The sequence below is a fragment of the Iodobacter arcticus genome (genome assembly GCF_042664895.1).
In the GTDB taxonomy this organism is placed as follows: domain Bacteria; phylum Pseudomonadota; class Gammaproteobacteria; order Burkholderiales; family Chitinibacteraceae; genus Iodobacter; species Iodobacter arcticus.
The window spans coordinates 132,096-152,492 of record NZ_JBHTBQ010000035.1 but is presented as its reverse complement, the minus strand read 5'-3'; the positions used below and the strand labels follow the sequence as shown (position 1 = coordinate 152,492).

At 49.3% G+C, this 20,397-nt stretch carries 20 protein-coding genes and 1 pseudogene; 14 read left to right on the top strand and 7 right to left on the bottom strand.

Going from position 1 to position 20,397, the window contains the following annotated elements; translation table 11 throughout:
* Nucleotides 1-154 precede the first annotated feature (154 nt).
* A pseudogene (locus tag ACFQNF_RS16810) lies at nt 155-924 on the top strand (IS3 family transposase).
* 448 nt (nt 925-1,372) lie between these two features.
* Complete coding sequence (locus ACFQNF_RS16805; protein WP_380189073.1) at nt 1,373-2,164, top strand: transporter substrate-binding domain-containing protein; 792 nt, start codon at nt 1,373-1,375, stop codon at nt 2,162-2,164.
* Between the two features lie 965 nt (nt 2,165-3,129).
* On the opposite strand, the gene ACFQNF_RS16800 is transcribed toward ACFQNF_RS16805, so the two are convergent.
* The 5 genes from ACFQNF_RS16800 to ACFQNF_RS16780 form a co-directional block, all read right to left on the bottom strand.
* Entirely contained in the window at nt 3,130-4,038 is a 909-nt protein-coding gene (locus tag ACFQNF_RS16800) for a recombination-associated protein RdgC (RefSeq protein WP_380189072.1), read from the bottom strand.
* Between the two features lie 232 nt (nt 4,039-4,270).
* Entirely contained in the window at nt 4,271-5,089 is an 819-nt protein-coding gene (locus ACFQNF_RS16795; RefSeq protein WP_380189071.1) for an anti-sigma factor family protein, read from the bottom strand.
* A gap of 7 nt (nt 5,090-5,096) precedes the next feature.
* Nucleotides 5,097-5,603, bottom strand: a complete 507-nt coding sequence (locus ACFQNF_RS16790) for an RNA polymerase sigma factor (protein ID WP_380189070.1) — start codon at nt 5,601-5,603, stop codon at nt 5,097-5,099.
* A gap of 9 nt (nt 5,604-5,612) precedes the next feature.
* Nucleotides 5,613-6,032: a nuclear transport factor 2 family protein gene (locus tag ACFQNF_RS16785; RefSeq protein ID WP_380189069.1), complete on the bottom strand. Its 420-nt coding sequence runs from the start codon at nt 6,030-6,032 to the stop codon at nt 5,613-5,615.
* A gap of 97 nt (nt 6,033-6,129) precedes the next feature.
* Nucleotides 6,130-7,044 (bottom strand): YncE family protein, encoded by a 915-nt coding sequence (locus ACFQNF_RS16780; RefSeq protein WP_380189068.1) that lies wholly within the window; start codon nt 7,042-7,044, stop codon nt 6,130-6,132.
* Between the two features lie 119 nt (nt 7,045-7,163).
* Here ACFQNF_RS16780 and ACFQNF_RS16775 point away from each other — a divergent pair, with 119 nt between their 5' ends.
* The 6 genes from ACFQNF_RS16775 (at nt 7,164) to ACFQNF_RS16750 (ending at nt 12,624) form a co-directional block, all read left to right on the top strand.
* The gene (locus ACFQNF_RS16775; RefSeq protein ID WP_380189067.1) at nt 7,164-7,301 is read left to right on the top strand and encodes a hypothetical protein; all 138 of its coding nucleotides are present in this window, start codon (nt 7,164-7,166) and stop codon (nt 7,299-7,301) included.
* 226 nt (nt 7,302-7,527) lie between these two features.
* Nucleotides 7,528-8,520, top strand: a complete 993-nt coding sequence (locus ACFQNF_RS16770) for an extracellular solute-binding protein (RefSeq protein ID WP_380189140.1) — start codon at nt 7,528-7,530, stop codon at nt 8,518-8,520.
* Between the two features lie 245 nt (nt 8,521-8,765).
* Nucleotides 8,766-10,358: an ABC transporter permease gene (locus ACFQNF_RS16765; RefSeq protein WP_380189066.1), complete on the top strand. Its 1,593-nt coding sequence runs from the start codon at nt 8,766-8,768 to the stop codon at nt 10,356-10,358.
* 226 nt (nt 10,359-10,584) lie between these two features.
* Complete coding sequence (locus ACFQNF_RS16760) at nt 10,585-11,622, top strand: ABC transporter ATP-binding protein (protein ID WP_380189065.1); 1,038 nt, start codon at nt 10,585-10,587, stop codon at nt 11,620-11,622.
* Between the two features lie 4 nt (nt 11,623-11,626).
* Nucleotides 11,627-12,148: a GNAT family N-acetyltransferase gene (locus ACFQNF_RS16755; protein WP_380189064.1), complete on the top strand. Its 522-nt coding sequence runs from the start codon at nt 11,627-11,629 to the stop codon at nt 12,146-12,148.
* A gap of 11 nt (nt 12,149-12,159) precedes the next feature.
* A complete protein-coding gene (locus tag ACFQNF_RS16750; RefSeq protein ID WP_380189063.1) occupies nt 12,160-12,624 on the top strand; it encodes a GNAT family N-acetyltransferase in 465 nt (154 codons plus the stop codon).
* Between the two features lie 13 nt (nt 12,625-12,637).
* Here the strand turns inward: ACFQNF_RS16750 and ACFQNF_RS16745 are convergent, their stop codons facing one another.
* On the bottom strand, nt 12,638-13,090 hold the full coding sequence (locus tag ACFQNF_RS16745; RefSeq protein ID WP_380189062.1) for a GNAT family N-acetyltransferase: 453 nt from the start codon (nt 13,088-13,090) through the stop codon (nt 12,638-12,640).
* 36 nt (nt 13,091-13,126) lie between these two features.
* Nucleotides 13,127-13,879 carry an SPOR domain-containing protein gene (locus tag ACFQNF_RS16740; RefSeq protein ID WP_380189061.1) on the bottom strand — a complete coding sequence of 251 codons (753 nt, stop codon included), beginning with the start codon at nt 13,877-13,879 and terminating at the stop codon, nt 13,127-13,129.
* A 453-nt stretch (nt 13,880-14,332) separates the two neighbouring features.
* On the opposite strand from ACFQNF_RS16740, the gene ndk reads away from it, so the two are divergent.
* The 6 genes from ndk to hisS all read left to right on the top strand — a co-directional run bounded on the left by ndk (nt 14,333) and on the right by hisS (nt 20,396).
* Nucleotides 14,333-14,758 carry a nucleoside-diphosphate kinase gene (ndk, locus tag ACFQNF_RS16735; RefSeq protein WP_130104822.1) on the top strand — a complete coding sequence of 142 codons (426 nt, stop codon included), beginning with the start codon at nt 14,333-14,335 and terminating at the stop codon, nt 14,756-14,758.
* Between the two features lie 138 nt (nt 14,759-14,896).
* Nucleotides 14,897-16,057 carry a dual-specificity RNA methyltransferase RlmN gene (rlmN, locus tag ACFQNF_RS16730; RefSeq protein ID WP_380189060.1) on the top strand — a complete coding sequence of 387 codons (1,161 nt, stop codon included), beginning with the start codon at nt 14,897-14,899 and terminating at the stop codon, nt 16,055-16,057.
* A gap of 17 nt (nt 16,058-16,074) precedes the next feature.
* The gene (gene pilW / locus ACFQNF_RS16725) at nt 16,075-16,791 is read left to right on the top strand and encodes a type IV pilus biogenesis/stability protein PilW (protein ID WP_380189059.1); all 717 of its coding nucleotides are present in this window, start codon (nt 16,075-16,077) and stop codon (nt 16,789-16,791) included.
* 13 nt (nt 16,792-16,804) lie between these two features.
* Nucleotides 16,805-17,683 (top strand): helix-turn-helix domain-containing protein, encoded by an 879-nt coding sequence (locus ACFQNF_RS16720; protein ID WP_380189058.1) that lies wholly within the window; start codon nt 16,805-16,807, stop codon nt 17,681-17,683.
* 3 nt (nt 17,684-17,686) lie between these two features.
* Nucleotides 17,687-18,970, top strand: coding sequence for a flavodoxin-dependent (E)-4-hydroxy-3-methylbut-2-enyl-diphosphate synthase (gene ispG, locus ACFQNF_RS16715; protein WP_380189057.1), 1,284 nt, complete (start codon nt 17,687-17,689; stop codon nt 18,968-18,970).
* Between the two features lie 145 nt (nt 18,971-19,115).
* Entirely contained in the window at nt 19,116-20,396 is a 1,281-nt protein-coding gene (gene hisS, locus ACFQNF_RS16710) for a histidine--tRNA ligase (protein WP_380189056.1), read from the top strand.
* Nucleotide 20,397: the final 1 nt, after the last annotated feature.

Genomic DNA, 20,397 nt, shown 5'->3' with positions numbered 1-20,397 from the left:
AAGAATATAAAATTAATTATATATATTTATTTAGAATATAAAGGCTAGAGTAGAGTAATCCCCCCACAAAACCAGCTCATCTTTAAGCAGAATTTTCTCGCAGTTTTTGAGGAGCTTCTACATGAAAGCCGTAGGCGATGGATAATGCCAAATTATGGCGATTTTAAAGCAAGCCGAAGCCGGCTCGACCGTCCCCGATCTGTGTCGCGAGCACGGCATGAGTCCTGCCTCTTTCTACACGTGGCGCGCTAAGTTCGGCGGCATCGACGTTTCCATGATGACGCGGATGAAAGAGCTGGAAGATGAAAACAAGCGCCTTAAAAAGATGTATATCGAAGCCCAGATGTAAGCGGATATCATCAAGGAGGCCATGTCAGAAATTCTCTGATTAAGTCTAAAAAGCGCTTAGAACGCGAAACGCCAGCGCCATTAGCGGTACCAGCGGCAAAAAATGAAACATGGTCGATGGATTTTATGCACGATCAATTGGCCGATGGCCGCAGTATTCGCTTATTTAATGTGATTGATGATTTTAATCGTGAAGGATTAGGCATTGAAGTCGATTTCTCTTTGCCAGCAGAGCGCGTAATACGCCGCTTGAATCAAATCATTGAATGGCGCGGCAAGCCCAAGTGAATTAGGCCCGATAATGGCCCTGAATATATTAGTCACCTATTAAAAAATTGGGCAGAGCAACAATCGATTGAATTGGCCTATATTCAGCTAGGCAATCCGCAGCAAAATGCATATATCGAGCGTTATAATCGAACTGTGCGTTATGAATAGTTGGCCTGCGATGATTTTGAAAGCCTTGCTGAAGTGCAAGAAACCGCAAGGCAATGGCTTTGGATTTACAATAACGAACGTCCGCATATGGGATTGGGCGGCATCACCCCGAAACAAAAACGGGCATTACATGCCTGACCTCTATTTTTAAGTGAACTGTAAAAATGGGGGGATTACCTAACCAACAAAAAATCAAGCCGTTAATAAAGAAATAAGCCCACAACCTACGTTTATACATTGCATCGCCTTGCTTTACTGACAAAAACACAAGCAATAGCCCAGCAATCATAAAGCATGGTACGGCGTACTGGTATAACAAGGCTAGGCTGGCTATTATAAGTTATTTACAGCGCCATTTTTACAATCTAAATTAAGCATAGAGATAAGGATCGATGGGGGATCAAACACTTGTAAAAGCCCGTAAAGTGAAAAATTCACTACATGAATATGCATTACTAACAGCAAAATAAGGACAAAACTACGTTTTGTTTTAAACGCTTTTAGTGCATAGCAGCAAACAAGCTTTATTTTATTCATTTTAATCTATCTAATCATCGCAGATTAGCTGCGACTGTCGAGGTACTTTATGCTAAGAATATTTATCGCCGGTTTATTAAGTGCCTGCAGTCTGATGGCCCATGCTGATTTGCTGGATATAATCAAAGCACGCGGCACTTTAGTTGTTGGCGTTTTACCTGATAATCCCCCTTTTGCCCGCAGAAATGAAAACCATACTTTCTCCGGCTATGACATTGATTTCGCAACGCTTATGGCAAAAAAAATGGGCGTACAACTGCGCGTGCGGGATTTAGATCCGGGCGAGCGTATTACAAGTCTAAAATCAGGCAAAGTCGATATGGTAGTTGCCACTTTTGCCAAAACACCCGAACGTGAGCGGGAAGTCAGTTGCAGCTTGGGCTATTTTGTAGCCGCCCAGAAAGCGCTCACCAAAAAAGGGCTATACCGCACTTCAGAATCACTCGCAAATGCGCGTCTTGGCGTAGCCAAAGGCACTGCGGGCGAAACGGTATCACTCAAGCTTTATCCTAAAGCAACCATTATTACTTTTGCAGATATCCCAGAAGCCACCAGTGCATTAGAGCAAGGCCGCATTGATGCAATCATGCATTTCGAACCCACTTTAGTCGGCGCATTAAATATAATGCCAAGTAAAGCGCAATACGGGATATCCGAATTCTCCAACGCCACTGACGTGCTGGCGATTGCCGTTAAATTAGGTGAAAAACGCCTGCTTAATATCGTCAATGAAACTTTAATTGAATCAGAAAAAAGCGGCGAAGCCGTAGAAATATTCAACCGCTGGTTTGGGCCGCACACAAACACCCCACTCCCACGCACCTTCCGTATTCAAAACTAAAGCAACGCTGATTAAATCGCCATCCCCAAGCAATGCGAGCAATGGTCAGGTCTTACATTTTGCATAAAATAAAATTTATAGTGGTTTGCAAGGCTAATTAAATTAATTGCTTTATGTCAGATGTAAGACCTGACCCTATAGGTTTATGAGCTAATTGTTATGCAATTACAACTGTGCTTTTCCTGACGACGGCTGTTCTTCAATTGGTTCTGCTCGACGATATAGAGCCAGAAGAATTTTTGCAAACAATGGGGTCAGGCCTTACATTATGCACAGGATAAAGTTTATATTGATTTGCAAAGCAGGGTAAATTGATTGCTTCATGTCAAATGTAAGACCTGACCCCACAGGCTCCAGGCTCCACAGGCCCCACAGGCCCCACAGGCTCATTTGTCTTAGGATAAAACGGCATTTCGTAGGGTGTACAACGACGAAGTCGTTGCGCACCGAGAGCGGTGCGCAAGAAAAACGACTTGCACACCCTACGCAAAACTAAATCTTGTCCTATTTTTTGCCTTAAGTTGATAGGATTGGCTTAAATCCCCCTTTGAAGCACGCCGAGCCGATTATCCACAGTGAGGGGCCGTCGTGCTTTTGGGGTTGTGGCTTGGCTTCGTTTCTTGGCCGCGCAAGAAAGGAAGGTCCAGCGGGACGCCCGCACCAAAATCAACGTCCGAAGGCACTAAAAAGGTCTTTTTGTTTTTTGCTTAGTGGCAATGCCGCTTCCTAGCAAAAGCGGTGCGCAAGAAAAACGACTTGTACACCCTATAAAATAGTAAGTATCCACTCAACGATGTTTCAACCTTTAACGCAGATAGAGCCTTTACAAAGGGGGAACTCAAACAAAACCGCTTAAGTGAACGGTATTACTGTGATGATGTGAGGGTTTCTGATGGCCCATAAAAAATCGCCGCCCACAGAGTGAACGGCGATTTTGCTTTGAGTGGCAGGGCTGGTAGCGGTGCTTAGCTGCCTTGCTCTTCACCTAAAGCGGTAATCAGCTCAGGAATAAATTGGCGTAATTCGCCGGTGGCTAGCGCAAAGCTGGATTCAAACATCGCGTCTTGCGTATCCACATCGGCGTCTTTTAGCTCGTCTTGCAATACATCTAGCATGCTCATGCGCTTGATTTCTAGCTTTTCAGTCAACTGAAAAGCAATACGCTCATTCCACGCCATGCCCATTTTGCTGACTAGCTTGCCGGTAGCAAGGTGCTGCTTGACTTCATCGCTATGTAAATCTTGGCGAACAAAGCGGGCAATTGCGCCATCGTCGCCGGGGAATTTCAATTCGCAATCGGCATCTAGCTCAAACGGCACCGGCACTTCGTTTTCCAGCCAACTGGTCATCGCGGTTTGCGGGGTGATTTGTGTCTGAATCAATCGGGTTGGCAAGCTGCCCAGCGCATCTCTCAGGCTAACCAGTAGGTTTTCTGCTCTGGCCGCTGCGGCGCTATCCACCAGAATCAAATTGAGTTTTAAATCGATCAGGGCGCGGTGAGTGCTGACGCGGGTAAAGGCGCGTGGACGCAATTCTTCGGCGACACGTTCGCGAATATCTTTGGCTTCTTTGCGGCCCACTTTGCGCGCTTCTTCTTCCTCAATATGACGGATGCGTTCTTCTGCTTCTTGTTTAACCACGACGGCAGGTAGGATTTTTTCTTCGGTTTTTAAGCAGACTAAAACCATATCTTGGCGAGCAAAAATAAACTCGTCCGGCACATGGGGGGCGGGTGGAATCCAGCCTTGCGACATTAAGTCATGGCTGCCACAAGGAAAAAATGGCTTTTTAATTAAGCATTCGGCAATCGATTCGGCCGAAAGGGCATGTTCGGGGCTAAGACGGTAGAGCTGAATATTACGAAACCAGAGCATGGCAGGGACTCGATTAAAGGCAGGATGGGGATGTGTTTCTTGCTGAGCATACGGGCTCAGACAGAAAGTAGCTGATCATAATTTTCGATAAATTAAGCGTTACGACCGTGATTGTCCAGCCAAAAATTTGCCCATAGCATGGCCGCTAAAATGGTGTGGCGTTTTTTGATCCGAATGCCTGTACTTAAGCGCTGTCACAGGCAGGATCAGGGTATTTGTGTGTATGCAGGGCTTAGATCATTATTTTTTGCTGGTGAACAAACTTGGCAACGCGCAGTAAATCCGGTTGAGCGGTGCCGCTTGAAATCGCATAACCCATGTTTTTATCCACCCAATAAAATACATTGACCGGCCCGTCCTGACCAAACTGAAAGGCGGATGTGGTGTGGGCTTGAGACGTGATTTCTTGGGTGACATAAAGCGTAAGCCGCTGGCCAGATGCATCATGGTACATCAGCTGGGCGACCGGCCCGCGCTCGCCGGGCAGGAGTCGGCCGCCAATCAGGGTATAGCCGACAGATTGCAGGCTAGGCGGCTTGATCGGGGCGCCTAAGCGATTTGATAGCCATTTTTCCAGCTGCTGTGCCTGATCTGCGCCCACTTCAACAGGACGGCGTTTGTCCGGGCTGTAAACCACATGGGCCACGGCAGCTCGCTGGGCAAAACCGGCCAGTTTATGGGGCGCGTAATCAGCGGAAGAAGGCTGGGTAGAGGCGGTTTGGAGTGTGTTTTCATCGACCAGCCCCCTTGCAACCCATGCCGATCCGGCACTGCTGATTGCGATGACGATGCCTGCGGCAATTCTTTGCAAGTGCCACGGCCTTGGCGGTTTGGCGGCATATTGCAGGCGGGCGGATGGTTTTTCATTGAGCACGGGATTATATAAATCGCGCAGCGCTTGTTTTTGTGCCTGATAGCTTTGCATACGCTGTGCTTCTTCGGGGTGCGCTGCCAGATAAGCTTCAACTTTCTGCTGTCTGGCTGGGGCAAGCTGGCCATCAATACTGGCGTGGAGCTCTGCTTCTGTCACCGTGTGCGTCGGATTCTTCATGGTGTGCTCATTTGACGATTTTTAAGCGTACAGGTTTAGCTTGTGCTTCCAGCACGATGCGCAAGCGTTCACGGCCTCGTGAGAGCCGGGACATAACGGTGCCGATAGGAATATTTAATGTTTTAGCAATATCTGCGTAAGCCATTTCTTCCAGCGCCACCAGTAATAAGACTTCCCTTTGCTCATCAGGTAGTTGATTGAGTGCCGTTTGTAAATCACGCATCGCCAACTGTTCTCCTTGCCGGGCGGCAATTGGGATTTCCGGGGTGTTGTCATCCAGCTCAATCGTGTGAATGCGTGGGCGGCGTGCACCATCTGCGTGCAGATTATGCATGATGCTAAACAGCCAAGCGCGCATATCGGACACCCCTCGCCACAGGCTGGATTTCAGCCATGCGCGTTCCAGTGTGTCTTGCACCAGATCGTCGGCCTCCTCTTTATGCCGCACCAGCGCCCGCGCATACCTGCGCAGGCGAGGTAGCATATTCAGCAGTTCGTGTTCGTCGCACCGCATGGAATGCGCTTAGTTAAAGTTTAATTGTGGATCAATTTGCCATGTTTCATTGATGATTTTTCCTTCACGCCAGGTGAGGACATAGCGGACTTTAATCTTGGCTTTGCCTTCAAAGAAAACATTGGCGGTGACGGTCGCCCCCTTGGGATTGAGTGATTCTTCCAGTTTTTCGATGCTGATTTTTTGTGCGCCCTGTGCTTGGGTGAATTTACTCCATACCGTGTTGATGGCTGTTTTGCCCGCATAGAGGCCATCAATAGGGCCGCCTATCCAGTTGAATTGGGCTTGCTCGGCGTAGTTTTGCATCAGTTGTGCAACATCCCCTGAGGCGATGCTTTGAAAGTGAGCGCGGCTGTCTTCTGCGGGTGAGGCAAAAACGTGAGCACTTAGCAAAATGAGGGCTGCGGGTAAAAGGGTGAGTTTAAGCATGGCTGATTAATCCTTTGTATTGTCGGTCGGGGAAAGCGGTAGGCTGGGCGGAATAAATACCGCGTCGCTTCATCTATCTAAAGGGGGGCTGACTTTATTAAGGCGCAGTGATTTGCTGCACAATTTTCTGGGTATCCCGGTCAACTTTGGCAATGCTGAGATCTTCATTCAGTACATAGGCCCATTTGCCGTCGCGGGTAAATGCAATGGCTTGACGCGGCTGTTTAAAGCCGGTGATGGTGGCAATCACCTGCAAAGTGGCAACATCAACCACCGAAACCGTCTGATCGGCCAGATTGCCCGCATAAATAAAACGGCCATCTGGTGAGAGCGCTGCGCCGTAAGGCTCTCGTCCAACAGAGACAAGATTTTGGATTTCCCGTTTGGCAATATCTACAACAGCAAGGGTGTGTGTGCCGCTATTGGCTGCAAATAGGGTTTTGCCGTCTGCACTGATTGAAATTGCGCGAATCTTGCTGAAGTCTTTGATCTCGCCCTCAATTTTGTCGGTTTGGGTGTCAACAATAGTGACTTTATCGCCTAAAAAATTGGTGACATAGAGCTTGCTGCCATCGGGGCTCAGCTTTGCTCCTTGGCGTGGCTGAGCAAAGCCGGTGATTACACTGCGCGCCAGCCCGCTGCGGGTGTCAAAGCGGGTGACCGTGTTTGAGGCTTGGTTATTCAGATATAAATTCTGGCCATCTTTGCTGATGGCCGTGCCAAAGGCGCCAGGGCCGGCGGCAATCCGCAATTGGGTTTGAAGTGTGGCGGTATCCGTTTTTATGATCTCACCTAGACTACTGTCGGAGACATAAAACGATTTTCCATCCGGGGCGAAAACAATATTTCTTGGCGTGATATAGCCTTGTAATGTCTGGCGAAGCTCTCCTTTGTTAAGATCATAAACAAGCAGCTCTGAACGCTCGCTATAAGACACCACGGCGGTGCTTTCATCCGGGCTCAGGGCCAGCGAATTGTTGCGGATCTGGCCGTCAAATTTTACGGGGCTCATCTGTGCTGCCCATAAACCGCTACTGCAAGTTAGGAATAATAGGGCAGTACATAGCTGCGTTGTGCTTATACGAAAAGGGAGCGTCATATTGATCCTGTCTAAGAAAATGGCTGTGCGGTATGCAAAGTGATCCTTATCAAGGTGGACGTACGGCCCCGAAGTTTTATTCCATTGCTTATGAATTTTTTGCTGAGCGGATGCAGGCAGGGCGGCTTCTGCCGGGCAAACAGGACATGATTTATTTTTTAGGATGTTGAGCTTCAAAAAGATAGGCCGCTATCTTTGCCATTCATTGCAGCGGGCTTTTGTAGCGCACTCAGAATTACAGCCCACGGCGGCAATATAGAATCGCTTAGCGCGATAATTGGATAGGGTTTAGGGCTCTATTTGTGGCTTTCTTTCTTGGACTGTCTGTGTCATTCTTATATGGTATTGAGAATAGTTTCTAATCCTCCGTGGCGTTTGTTTAAATTAATATAAGGAATTCCCGTGAAGCGTCTTGTTCTTGCCTCTCTGCTTGCTGCCACCTCTTTTGCCCACGCTGAAAGTGTGACTTTGTATTCGGCACGAAATGAGCAGTTGTTAAAGCCTTTGCTGGATGCGTTTACTAAAGAAACCGGCGTTGAAGTAAAGCTTCTAACTGATAAAGAAGGGCCTTTGCTTGAACGCCTGCGTGCTGAGGCACAAAATACGTCAGCCGATGCGCTGATCACGGTGGATGCAGGTAATTTGTGGCAGGCTTCCCATATGGGGCTGCTGAAATCGATCAAATCAAATACTTTAAATGAAAATATCCCAGCCCATTTGCGTGATCCTAAAGGCGAGTGGTACGGCCTGTCGGTGCGTGCACGCACGATGTTCTTTAATAAGAACAAAGTAAAAGCCGCTGATTTATCGACCTATGAAGATTTGGCTAATCCAAAGTGGAAAGGCAAGCTGTGCCTGCGCACTTCCAAAAAAGTGTACAACCAGTCTTTGGTTGGCATGATGATTGCCCAGTATGGCGAGCCTAAAACCGAAAAAATCGTCCGCGGCTGGGTAGACAACCTAGCAACCGACGTATTCCAAGACGATACCGCCATGTTGAAAGCGATTGCAGCAGGGCAGTGCGAAGTGGGAATTGCGAATACTTACTACTTTGGTCGCCTGATTGAAGCGCAGCCTACCTTGCCGGTTAGTGTTTTCTGGGCGAATCAGCAGGCAGAAGGCGTGCATGTGAATGTGTCTGGCGCGGGTGTGACACGTTACGCCAAAAATCCAGAGGGTGCGGTGAAGCTGCTGGAATGGTTGTCGTCAGAAAAAGCGCAAAATCTTTATGCAGATAAAGATATGGAATTCCCTGCAAATCCTAAAATCAAGGCTTCCCCTCTGGTTACCAGCTGGGGCCCGTTTAAATCAAACGTAATTAATGTATCTAAGGCCGGTGAGTTGCAATCGACTGCAGTGCGTTTAATGGATAGAGCGGGCTATCGTTAATCAGTAGCTGTCTGTTGGACTCAAGTGGGACGTTTTTTCGTTTCGAGCTCAGGTCCAACAGGTCGCTAGTGCAAGCGTTACAATTAAATGACGTCAGACTCGCGCATTAGGGTTGTTCCTTGTAAGCGATGGTGTCTCGTTTCATAATACGGTACGGGCAAGCAGATTTTCTGTCTTGCCCGTTTCTCTTTGGTTTTGTTTGGCTGTCCCCGCGCGTGGGATTGAAAAGTACTTTGGGCTTTACGATGCAAAAACTGTTTTCTAAAGGATCGCTGTACGCGCTGCCGATTGCCTTACTGACCTTGATTCCCCTCTTGGTGGTGCTGTCTTCCTTCTTGCATCCACAGCCAGAAATCTGGCAACACCTATCTGAATATGTTTTACCCCGAGTGCTTAAAAATACGGCGATTTTAATGCTGGGCGTATCGGCGGGCGTGCTGCTGCTCGGTGTTTCACTCGCATGGCTGACGGCTGTTTGTGATTTTCCTTTGCGGCGATTTTTTGCCTGGAGTTTGATGCTGCCGCTGGCCATGCCCGCCTATGTGCTGGCTTTTGTGCAAGTGGGCTTGCTTGATTTTACTGGCCCGGTGCAAACCCTGATCCGGGAATGGACAGGCGATTCGTCTTGGTTCCCACGCATTCGCTCGACAGGAGGGGTGATTCTGGTGCTTACCCTGGCGTTTTATCCCTATGTCTATTTGCTAGCGAGAAACGCATTTTTAACTCAGGGTAAACGTGGCATCGAGGCCGCTCAGATGCTGGGTATGTCCCGGCGCATGGCATTTTTTCGCGTGGTTTTGCCGATGGCCCGGCCTTGGCTGATAGGTGGGGTGTTATTGGTGCTGATGGAAACGCTGGCTGATTTCGGCACGGTTTCTATTTTTAATTACGACACCTTTACTACGGCTATTTATCAATCGTGGTTCTCCTTATTTAATTTGCCAGCCGCATCACAGCTGGCTTCAATCTTAGTGCTGTTTGTACTGGCGCTGGCTGTGGCCGAGCAATGGGGGCGTGGCCGCAGGCATTACGCCGTGCGCGGTGGATCGGCTGAGCGGATTGTTTTGCGCGGCGCTGGGCGCCATCTGGCACTGGCTTGGTGCAGTGTGGTGCTGCTCATCGCGTTTGTGATCCCTTTTATCCAGCTCTTGGTGTGGGTGAAAAGTGTGTGGGTGCTTGATTTTGACGAGCGCTATCCGTGGTTTATTTTGCGATCAATTGCGATTGCCGGGATGGCGGCACTGCTGGTGACGGGCTTGGGCTTGATTCTGGTTTATGCGCAGCGCCGCTATAAAGATACGCGCTGGCTGGTGCGTCTTGCCACATTGGGCTATGCCGTGCCGGGAACGGTGCTGGCCGTGGGTGTGTTTATCCCGATTGCTTGGCTGGATAATCTGCTGATCCCCGTTTTGGCTTACTTTGGTGTTGTTACTACGCAAGTGCTGAAAGGCACTTTGGTGGTGATGTTACTGGCGCTGGCGGCACGCTTTATGGCCGTGGCCTTTGCTCCCGTTGATGCGGCCATGCAGCGAATTACCCGTAATCAGGAAGATGCCGCCAGATCGCTGGGCCTGTCATCCAGGCAAGTGCTCAGGCGTGTGCATTTGCCGCTACTGCGTGGCGGGCTGCTGACTGCTCTATTGATTGCTTTTGTCGATGTCATGAAAGAAATGCCCATTACGTTGATGACCCGCCCCTTTGGCTGGGACACCCTGGCCGTACGGGTATTTGAAATGACCTCCGAAGGCATGTGGGAGCGCGCAGCCCTGCCAAGTTTCTTTATCGTATTAATGGGCTTAATCCCTGTGATTCTGCTAGTCAGAAAAACCGAGGACTGATGTTGGAAGGTCAAAAAGGTCTGTAGACACAGAGAAAAGTAAAAGAGAGAACACAAAGCACGTAGAGAAAGCCGGGGGAGTGAATGATTTATATAGGATAGAGGTGCGATGTAATTCTTGTTTGTAGAGAAGCCCTCTTTGTTTTTTCTCCGTGTTCTTTCTTTTGTGCTCTGTGTTCTCCGTGTCTACAGATCTTAGGTTTGGTTTGGTTTTTTTAAGGATTGATATGCTGCAACTCTCTGATCTTGCGATTCGCCTTGGCGACCGTACTGTGGTTGAAAATTTATCACTGCATTTGCAGGAGGGCGAAATTGGGTGCCTGCTGGGGGCGTCTGGCTGTGGTAAAACCACGGTTTTGCGAGCGATTGCAGGTTTTGAAAAGCCTGCTGCCGGTGAGATTGCACTGGCGGGGCGTCAGGTTAGTAGCTCTGCTAAGATGCTGCCGCCCGAGCAGCGTCAGATTGGCATGGTGTTTCAGGATTACGCACTTTTCCCTCATCTTACTGTGGCAGGCAATATTGCTTTTGGCCTGCGGGGCGAGGGCAAAGCCGCGCAAGCCGAACGCGTGGCCGATGCTTTGCAACTGGTTGGTTTAGGCCATGTTGAGCATCGCTATCCGCATGAATTATCCGGAGGGCAGCAGCAGCGTGTTGCCTTGGCCAGAGCGCTGGCTCCTCGCCCGCAACTTTTATTGATGGACGAGCCTTTTTCTAATTTGGATGTAGAGCTGCGTGAAAGGCTGGGGCAGGAAGTGCGCGCCATTTTAAAGGCGGCGGGCATGACGGCGATTTTAGTCACCCACGATCAAAGAGAAGCCTTTGCCGTGGCCGATAAAGTGGGCGTGATGGCCGAAGGACAAATCCGCCAATGGGCCACGCCTTACGATTTATATCATCAGCCACTGGATCGTTTTGTGGCCGATTTTGTTGGCGAAGGTGTTTTGCTGCCGGGCATCGTCGCAGCATCGGGCCGGGTTGAGATGGAGCTGGGTGTCGTGCACGGCAAAATCCCCGCCGATTGCAGCATGGGCTGCGCCGCCGATGTATTGGTTAGACCCGATGATGTGTTGCACGATGATGCAAGCAGCATGAAGGCCAGAGTGTTGGCTAAAGCCTTTCGCGGGGCACAGTTTCTTTACACCTTAGCTCTGCCATCCGGTCAGAAAGTATTATCGCTCGTGCCTAGCCACCACAATCATGCCGTGGGCGAGGATATTGGCATTCGCCTAGAAATTGATCATGTGATTGCGTTTAAGAGGGCTTGATAGGGTGCAAATTAGGAAACTAACTCCCGATGATGCTGCCGTCCTCAAGGCGATTCGGCTAGAGGCCGTGCAAGATTCTCCCCCCTCATTTATGCCAAATGCAGAAGAAGTGCGTGCCAGAAGCATTGAAAGTTTTTCGCAGCTATTGAGTGATCCACAAGATGCCGTTTATGGTGTTTTTGTGGAGGCAGAGCTAATTGCGATTGCAGGATTAAGGAAAAATTGCGCTGCAAAATTAAAGCATAAGGCGAATATATTTGGCGTTTATACCCAAGCAGCGCAGCGAAAAAAAGGCATTGCCCGCCGCTTATTATTAACGCTGCTTGATGATGCTTATTCAGATCCTCATATTGTGCAAATAACCTTGAGCGTGAATATAGAAAATAAGAGTGCAAAAGCGCTGTATTACGCTTTGGGCTTTGAGCTTTATGGTTTTGAGAAAAACGCCATGTTGGTTGATGGCGTATTTGTTCATGAAGAGCATTTAGTGCTGTATGTGCTTGATCGGATAGAGCTACCTAATTAAAGGGAGGGGCAATGCAGCTACAAGCCATATCCATTGTCGACTTACACGCATGTGCTCAGGCGGATGCTGATGGCTTGCTCCCTTCCTTTGTTGCCGAACGTGCTATTCAGATGCTGCACGCTGGGGTAGCAGAGCATTGGGCAAGGCCGTTTTATATATTGCGTCGCTTTGATCAAGTGGTGCTTGGAAGTTGTGGTTTTAAGCATCCACCTATTAATGGGCGCATAGAGCTTGGCTATGGCGTTTTTCCTATTTATCAGCGCCAAGGCTTTGCAACGGCGGCGGTGGGCGAGCTGCTTCATCGCGCATTTTCAAGTGCCGAGGTCAGTGAGGTCTTGGCGCAAATCAACCCAGATAATGCTGCTTCAATCAAGGTGGTGCAAAAGCTGGGGTTTGAGCTTAGCGAATGTCTTACTGATGAAGACAGCGAACCCCTGCAGCAGTGGATCGCTGTCTGTAAGCACTTTAGGCCATGATTCCTGCTACTGATTACAGATTTTTTTCAGGCGGCGTTGAGCTGACAAGTCTTTTTTGCATAAAAAAGCGAGCGAACCCCTTGGGGTAGTCCGCTAGCTCACCAAAGCAGCTGTAGCCAAGTTGCTCATAAAAGCCTCTTGCTTGAAATTCAAATGTATCGAGCCATGCACCGTGGCAACCCCGCAAAATTGCTTCTTGTTCGGCTTGTTTGATCAGGGCTGTGCCAATACCTTGGCCGCGAAGTGATTCTGGTACCACTAATAACTCTGTAAACAGCCAGTCAAAGTGGGTGTGGCCCCATAGGCCGCCGATCACCTGCTCATCTTTATCCCTTATTGCAATCACAAGGGGCCGGTGCTCGCTGGGGACTGCTTGGCTTTGGTTGTAAGCACGTAGTGGTGCGATGATTCCTTGATGAATCAGTTTATCGTCTTGATCGCTGAGGCTAAGTGAGTATTGCTGCATATCTAATCCTCGTGAAGTTCATCTTGAATGAAGCGGTTAATTACCACGCACAACAGGGTTGATGCCCATGCGTTTTAGCTTGGCTGCTGCTGCATCGGCGCTGGCTTTGTCTTTAAACGGGCCAATTTGCACACGGGTTTCGGTGTAAGCGGGAACGCCTGCGGCTTTGAGTTGGCTGAGTAACTTGTCTGCGTTTTGTGTTTGTAAGAAAACGCCCGCTTGCACGGTGTAGCCATTGGGGCTGTGCTGTGCCGCCGGGTAGGCCGCAGGTGTCTGTACGACAGGCGTTGCTGTGGCGGCTTGCGGTGTGGCTATGCCCGGTTTAGGGGCTTCAGTCATTGGCGAGTTGATGGCGGGGAGGCTTGTGGCTGGTGCCGGTTTGCTACTGGGTGCTGGCACGATGGGCTCTAACTTTAAAGTGGGCTTGTTGGCCGGGGTATTTGTTGGCGTGGGCAGGCTTTTGTGTGCTGCGCCAGCAATTAACCCGGATGCCGAGCTTGATGCGATGGGTGTGCTGATGCTTAAGGTGCTGCTGGCTTCTATCGCTGCACTGGCTATGGGCGGAGTGCTGGGAATGGGAAGCGCTTCGGGTGTTGGTTCTGCGATGGGTGCTGCAATGGGTGTTGGGGTGTTGATGGCGGTTGGAGTATCTTTTTGGCGATCAAGCCAGTTAATGCCAAATAACGCCAGCACAATTAATGTGGCAGCAATACCCAGTCGCCATGCGAGTTGAACTTTTAGTTTGCGCTGAGCTTCTTGTTGAAGAATGGGGTCTAGAGCGTCGTTCATTGGCTTGCTTCACTTGAGTTGGTTAGGAGCGCTTGCTAAATGGCGGAATGGCTGGCGCATGATGGGCTTGATCGTTGATTCGCCCGTTTTACTTGAATTTGTGATGAGTGCCCGTTGCCGATGCAAATGACGCTTTATTGATAGAAGACCAGTTCATCAGCCGGTTTCGCTTGGATTTGTTATCAGTGCTCGTTGCTGATGCAAATGGCGCTTTATTGATAGAAGACCAGTTCATCAGCCGATTTCACTTGAATTTGTTATAATGTTCGGCTAATCCAATTTTTGCGGGCTAAAACAGGGTTGTTGAGACGCTATTTTTGTCTGTTGCCAATTGAATTTACGTATAAAAAATTGATCTAATCCCGTGTAGCTTGCATGATTTGCAAGCAGGCTAGCCGAGTTTTTTATACGCTGCAAATATTTTGCTTATAAAACCACCCTCTGGAGAATTACATGACTATCGAACGCACACTTTCTATCGTTAAACCTGATGCAGTAGCTAAAAACGTAATTGGTAAGATTTACGATCGTTTTGAATCAGCAGGCCTTAAGGTTGTTGCTGCTAAGATGAAGCAACTGTCCCGCGCTGAAGCTGAAGGCTTCTACGCTGTACACGCTGCTCGTCCTTTCTTTAATGATCTGGTGAACTTTATGATCTCTGGTCCGGTCATGATTCAAGCATTGGAAGGCGAAGGCGCAATCTTGAAAAACCGCGACCTGATGGGCGCAACAAATCCTAAAGAAGCAGCGGTTGGCACCATCCGTGCTGATTTCGCTGATTCTATCGATGCAAATGCAGTACACGGTTCTGATTCTGCTGAAAACGCAGCGATCGAAATCGCTTACTTCTTTGCATCATCCGAAGTTTACAGCCGCTAATTGTTAAGCTTGCCGGATGCTTTGTGTCTGGCGGGTTTATTGTGAGTAATGTGCTGGGCAGTAAGCTGCATAGTAACTTGCTTGGCACATCTCGCAGCTGTGGTAGCTGAGTAGTGATTTTTATAGTGGGTAAGAGTAATGTCAGTTAATTTGTTGGATTATGATGCGGCGGGTTTGGCCGAGTTGATGGCGCAATATGGCGAGAAGCCGTTTCGCGCCAAACAGTTGATGAAATGGATTCATCAACGTGGCGAGCCAGATTTTGATGCGATGACCGATATCGCCAAATCGTTTCGGCAAAAACTGGCCTTAGATGCAGCAGTCACACCGCCCGCCTTGATGGCCGAGCAAATTGCCAAAGATGGCACGCGCAAATGGCTGCTGGATGTGGGTACGGGCAACGGCGTTGAAGCGGTGTTTATTCCCGAAGACGACCGCGGTACGCTTTGCGTGTCAAGTCAGGTGGGCTGTGCGCTTGATTGTGGCTTTTGCTCAACGGCGCGTCAGGGTTTTAACCGTAATTTAAGCACGGCTGAAATTATTGGCCAGCTATGGTGGGCCAATCGTCGCATGTCACTTGATGCTTCGCGTCTGGGTGATGCGGGCTTGGTTGATAATAGAAATGGCGATACCCGCATTGTGTCTAATGTGGTGATGATGGGGATGGGCGAGCCGCTGGCGAACTACGATAATGTGGTGGCTGCCATGAAGCTGATGCTCGATGACAATGCTTACGGCTTGTCTCGCCGCCGTGTCACCTTGTCTACATCAGGTATTGTGCCCGCGATTGATCGCTTGCGTGAAGACTGTCCGGTGGCATTAGCGGTGTCCTTACACGCGCCTAATGATAGAATCCGTGATGATATCGTGCCAATCAATAAAAAATACCCGCTGCACCAGTTATTAGCAGCGTGCACACGTTATTTAGAAAAGGCGCCGCGTGATTTCATTACCTTCGAATATGTGATGCTCGATGGTATTAATGACAGCGTAGAAAACGCGCGCGAACTCGTGGCCTTGGTACGTGATGTGCCGTGTAAATTTAATTTGATTCCGTTTAATCCCTTCCCTAATTCGGGCTATAAGCGCTCGCAACGGGATGCCATTATGCGGTTTCGTGATATTTTGATTAACGCTGGCTATATCGCCACGGTGCGCAAAACCCGCGGTGATGATATTGATGCAGCCTGTGGTCAATTAGCCGGACAAGTATTAGATAAAACCCGCCGCGTTGAGAAGCGCTTGGCGAGTGATGCACAAGCAATTATTTTTCATCCTCAGAGTGGCGATACCCAATGAAATTAAGTGCGTTCGTAATGATGGCAGTCTTATTTTCTACTCCCTTAGCAGGTGCTGCAGAAGGGGAGGAAGACAGGGCCTCATTGCGAACGCAATTGGGTGCTGAGTATTTAAAGCGCGGGCAATATGCAGTAGCGATTGAAGAAGTGAATAAAGCCCTTGCTGTGAATGCCTCTTATGCGCCCGCACATAATATTATGGCCTTGATTCATGCTGAGTTAGGCGAGGAAGAAGCTGCCAGGCAGTCGTTTATGCGTGCTGTGCAGTTGTCTCCGAATGATGCAGATATTAATCATAACTATGGTTGGTATTTGTGCCAGAAAGGGCAGTATCAGGAAGGCATTCAATTCCTATTAGCCACGCAAAAAAATGCGCTTTATAGTACGCCCGATAAATCGCTGTTAGCAGCAGGGCAATGCGCATTAAAAAATGGTGATGAAGCCAGTGCCCGTACTTATTTTGAGCGGGCCTTGCGCATTCGCCCGGATAATTTAGCGGCAAGGGCAAAGCTGGTTGAGTACGGCATGCGTAATAAAGATACGGGCTTGGCTAAGCGTTACTACGCAGAATTACAGCGATTAGCGCCTGCGAGTGCCGAATTACTTTGGTTAGGTGTTCAGTTAGAGCACCAGATTGGCAACAAAGAGTCAGAAAATAAGCTGGCAGAGCAATTACGCAAGAAATTCCCCGATTCGCAAGAAATGGCCCGCTTATTAAGCGGTTCGTATGATTGATTAACGGATGAGTATGACCGAAATAATTGATTCCTCTTCAGAGCCACAAAATGCCGTTTTATCTGCGGGTGCAGCTTTAAAAGCGCGTCGGATAGCGTTGGGCTATACGCTCGACAAGGTGTCGGCTCAGCTGAAACTCACGCCACGCCAAATTGATGCGATCGAAAATGAGCGCTTTGATGAATTGCCTGGCAATACATTTGTGCGCGGATTTATTCGTAATTACGCTCGCTTCCTCGATTTGCCAATGGCTCCCTTACTGGCTCATTTGGAATCTTGCCTGCCGCAAGAGCGGCAGCAAGCTGCCCTGCCTCGTGTGAACGAAGATGCTTCTGTGCTACTGGGGACAGGGGGCAGAACAAATTCAATTTTATTGGCCTTCGTGGTACTGGTGGCTTTTGCTGCCGGTGTGGGTGGGGTGGTTTGGTATTTGCAACAACCGGCTCAGCCCGAATTAGTGGCTTCATCTACTACGGCACTTCCGCCGGTGGTGCTTGAGGCGGCAAGCGAAGCGGCTGTCACAGAGAATCATGCTAGTGCTGTGCCTGCCGAGGTTGCCAGCGTGGCAAGTGTAGCCAGTGTTGTGGCCGCAAAATCTGTTGCAGCGAGTGTGCCTGCACTTAAAGCGAGTGAAGTTGCGGCAGCGTTGCCTTCACAAGGTGAGCTGAGTATTTCTGTGCTGCAAGATTCTTGGGTGCAAGTGCAAGACGCAACCGGTGCAAAATTAGTGAGCGAATTGCTCAAGCCCGGCATGGCTAAAAGTGTGGCTGGTGTTGCGCCTTATCGCTTGAAAATTGGTAATGCCCCCCAGACCAAGCTTGTTTTCCGTAATCAAATCGTGGATTTGACCACTTATACCCGCGGCTATGTAGCCACTTTCGAGCTGAAGTAGACCATGACAACCATTTCAATTCCCCGCCGTAAAACACGCCAGGTTCAGGTTGGCAATGTATGGGTGGGCAGCGATCACCCCGTGGTGGTGCAGTCCATGACCAATACCGATACGGCGGATGCCGCTGCTACCACGCAGCAGGTGTATGAGCTGTGGAAAGCAGGCTCTGAGCTGGTTCGTATTACCGTAAATAGCCCGGAAGCGGCTGCTCAGGTGGCCACGATTCGTGCCAATCTGGATGCAATGGGTTGCGATGTGCCTTTGGTGGGTGATTTTCACTTTAATGGCGATCGCTTGCTGAGAGATTACCCGGAGTGTGCGCAAGCTCTGGCCAAATATCGTATTAACCCGGGCAATGTGGGTAAGGGCAGTAAGCGTGATGAAAAATACGCGTTTATGATTGAGCAGGCGATTAAGTACAAAAAGCCAGTACGGATTGGGGTGAACTGGGGCTCGCTCGATCAAGCCGTTGTAGTCAAGCTGATGGATGCTAATGCTAAGCTCGCACAACCTTTATCTGCTGATGCGGTCATGCGTGAGGCGTTGATTGTTTCGGCGCTGGAATCGGCTGATCAAGCGATTAGCTGGGGCTTAGACCCGAATCAAATTTTACTTTCTTGTAAAGTATCGCATGTGCAAGATCTGATCTCGGTTTACCGATCCTTGGCTGCACGTTGCGATTACCCTCTGCATTTGGGTTTAACCGAAGCGGGTATGGGATCGAAAGGAATTGTGGCCTCAACGGCGGCATTGTCCGTGCTTCTGCAAGAAGGGATTGGCGACACGATTCGTATTTCGCTGACGCCAGAGCCGGGCGGGGATCGCCGTACTGAAATTATTGTGGCGCAAGAAATTCTACAAACGATGGGTTTACGCTCGTTTACGCCTTTAGTAACCGCATGCCCTGGCTGTGGCCGTACTTCTTCAACGGTGTTTCAGGAATTGGCGTCCAGCATTCAATCATTTTTGCGCGAGCAAATGCCTATTTGGCGTTTGCAATATCCGGGCGTGGCCGACATGACTGTTGCGGTTATGGGCTGTGTGGTGAATGGCCCGGGCGAATCCAAATTAGCTGATGTCGGGATTTCTCTACCGGGTACTGGCGAGATTCCTGTTTGCCCGGTCTATGTGGACGGCGAAAAAACCGTTACCCTGAAAGGCGATCAAATCAGCGAGTCTTTCCAGTCCATTGTGCTGGATTATGTGCAGACCCGTTATGGCGAAGGCGGCATCAAGCGCCAGGAAGTGGAAGTGCGCCCTAAGGTGATTGCGCTGAAGGTGATTTAAGTCAGTGTGGTTTGTTGGGTGGGCAAAGCGTTTTTGCCTACACGTACAGATGTATATAATTTGCCGTATGGGTATGTGAGATAAGCTACCCATCCTCCGAAACTGCGTGGGCATACAAACATGCCCACCCTACATAGTAAATTCAATGTCAAATCAGATTCAAGGTGTTCGCGGCATGAACGATGTTCTGCCGGATGCGTCCCCAGCATGGCTTTATTTTGAGCAGGTCACGCGTGATTGGCTGGCCGCTTACGGCTACAAAAACATTCGTATGCCGATTGTGGAATCGACCCATCTGTTTATTCGTGGCGTTGGGGAACACACCGATATTGTAGAAAAAGAAATGTATTCTTTTGAAGACAAGCTCAATGGTGAAAAGCTAACCTTGCGCCCAGAAGGCACAGCAGGCTGCGTGCGTGCATGCATTGAGCATGGCCTGCTTTATAATCAAACCCAGCGTCTTTGGTATATGGGGCAGATGTACCGTCACGAGCGCCCGCAAAAAGGCCGCTATCGTCAGTTTCACCAGATTGGTGTTGAGGCGTTTGGTATGGCAACGCCCGATGTGGATGCGGAAATTATCCTGATGCTGGCTGATCTTTGGGCGCGTTTGGGCTTAACAAATGTCAGCTTAGAAATTAATTCTTTGGGCGATAAGGAAGAGCGTGCCGCGCATCGTGATGCACTGATTGCCTATTTAGAGCAGTTTATTGATATTTTGGATGAAGATGGCAAGCGTCGTCTTTATACCAATCCATTACGCGTTCTGGATACTAAAAACCCTGCTTTACAAGAAATGGCTGAAAATGCGCCTAAATTGAGCGATTTTCTGGGTGAAGAATCGAGCCAGCATTTCGAAGGCTTGAAGGCTTTGCTTGATGTAGCCGGGATTACTTATAAAGTGAATTCGCGCCTGGTGCGTGGCCTAGATTATTACAACCGCACGGTGTTTGAGTGGGTGACCAGTGATCTGGGCTCGCAAGGCACGATTGCGGGTGGTGGCCGTTATGACACGCTGGTGGAGATGCTTGGCGGCAAGCCTTGCCCTGCAGTTGGTTTTGGTCTGGGGATTGAGCGCATTTTATTGTTGCTAGAAGAGCAAGCTGTTCCTGTACCGCTTGCCGCACCTGATGCGTATATTGTTCACCTTGGCGATGCCGCTGGGCACTTGGCTTTTGCCACGGCTCAGCAACTGCGCGCTAAAGGTCTGAAAGTGGTTTTACACTGTGGTGGTGGTAGCTTTAAATCTCAGTTTAAAAAAGCCGATGCCAGTCAGGCGCGGTTTGCGGTGGTGATTGGCGAGGCAGAAGCAGAAACGCAATCTGCAAACCTTAAAACACTCAATGGTGAAGGCGCGGGTGAACAACGCACGGTTGCCTTGGCTGAACTTGCAATGATGATTTCCAACGTTTACGAAGGGAAGTAAA

Coding starts and splice junctions, on each gene's coding strand:
- ACFQNF_RS16805 (WP_380189073.1), top strand. CDS start 1,373: ATGCTAAGAATATTTATCGCCGGTTTATTAAGTGCCTGCAGTCTGATG.
- ACFQNF_RS16800 (WP_380189072.1), bottom strand. CDS start 4,038: ATGCTCTGGTTTCGTAATATTCAGCTCTACCGTCTTAGCCCCGAACAT.
- ACFQNF_RS16795 (WP_380189071.1), bottom strand. CDS start 5,089: ATGAAGAATCCGACGCACACGGTGACAGAAGCAGAGCTCCACGCCAGT.
- ACFQNF_RS16790 (WP_380189070.1), bottom strand. CDS start 5,603: ATGCGGTGCGACGAACACGAACTGCTGAATATGCTACCTCGCCTGCGC.
- ACFQNF_RS16785 (WP_380189069.1), bottom strand. CDS start 6,032: ATGCTTAAACTCACCCTTTTACCCGCAGCCCTCATTTTGCTAAGTGCT.
- ACFQNF_RS16780 (WP_380189068.1), bottom strand. CDS start 7,044: ATGAGCCCCGTAAAATTTGACGGCCAGATCCGCAACAATTCGCTGGCC.
- ACFQNF_RS16775 (WP_380189067.1), top strand. CDS start 7,164: ATGCAAAGTGATCCTTATCAAGGTGGACGTACGGCCCCGAAGTTTTAT.
- ACFQNF_RS16765 (WP_380189066.1), top strand. CDS start 8,766: ATGCAAAAACTGTTTTCTAAAGGATCGCTGTACGCGCTGCCGATTGCC.
- ACFQNF_RS16760 (WP_380189065.1), top strand. CDS start 10,585: ATGCTGCAACTCTCTGATCTTGCGATTCGCCTTGGCGACCGTACTGTG.
- ACFQNF_RS16750 (WP_380189063.1), top strand. CDS start 12,160: ATGCAGCTACAAGCCATATCCATTGTCGACTTACACGCATGTGCTCAG.
- ACFQNF_RS16745 (WP_380189062.1), bottom strand. CDS start 13,090: ATGCAGCAATACTCACTTAGCCTCAGCGATCAAGACGATAAACTGATT.
- ACFQNF_RS16740 (WP_380189061.1), bottom strand. CDS start 13,879: ATGAACGACGCTCTAGACCCCATTCTTCAACAAGAAGCTCAGCGCAAA.
- ndk (WP_130104822.1), top strand. CDS start 14,333: ATGACTATCGAACGCACACTTTCTATCGTTAAACCTGATGCAGTAGCT.
- rlmN (WP_380189060.1), top strand. CDS start 14,897: ATGTCAGTTAATTTGTTGGATTATGATGCGGCGGGTTTGGCCGAGTTG.
- pilW (WP_380189059.1), top strand. CDS start 16,075: ATGATGGCAGTCTTATTTTCTACTCCCTTAGCAGGTGCTGCAGAAGGG.
- ACFQNF_RS16720 (WP_380189058.1), top strand. CDS start 16,805: ATGACCGAAATAATTGATTCCTCTTCAGAGCCACAAAATGCCGTTTTA.
- ispG (WP_380189057.1), top strand. CDS start 17,687: ATGACAACCATTTCAATTCCCCGCCGTAAAACACGCCAGGTTCAGGTT.
- hisS (WP_380189056.1), top strand. CDS start 19,116: ATGTCAAATCAGATTCAAGGTGTTCGCGGCATGAACGATGTTCTGCCG.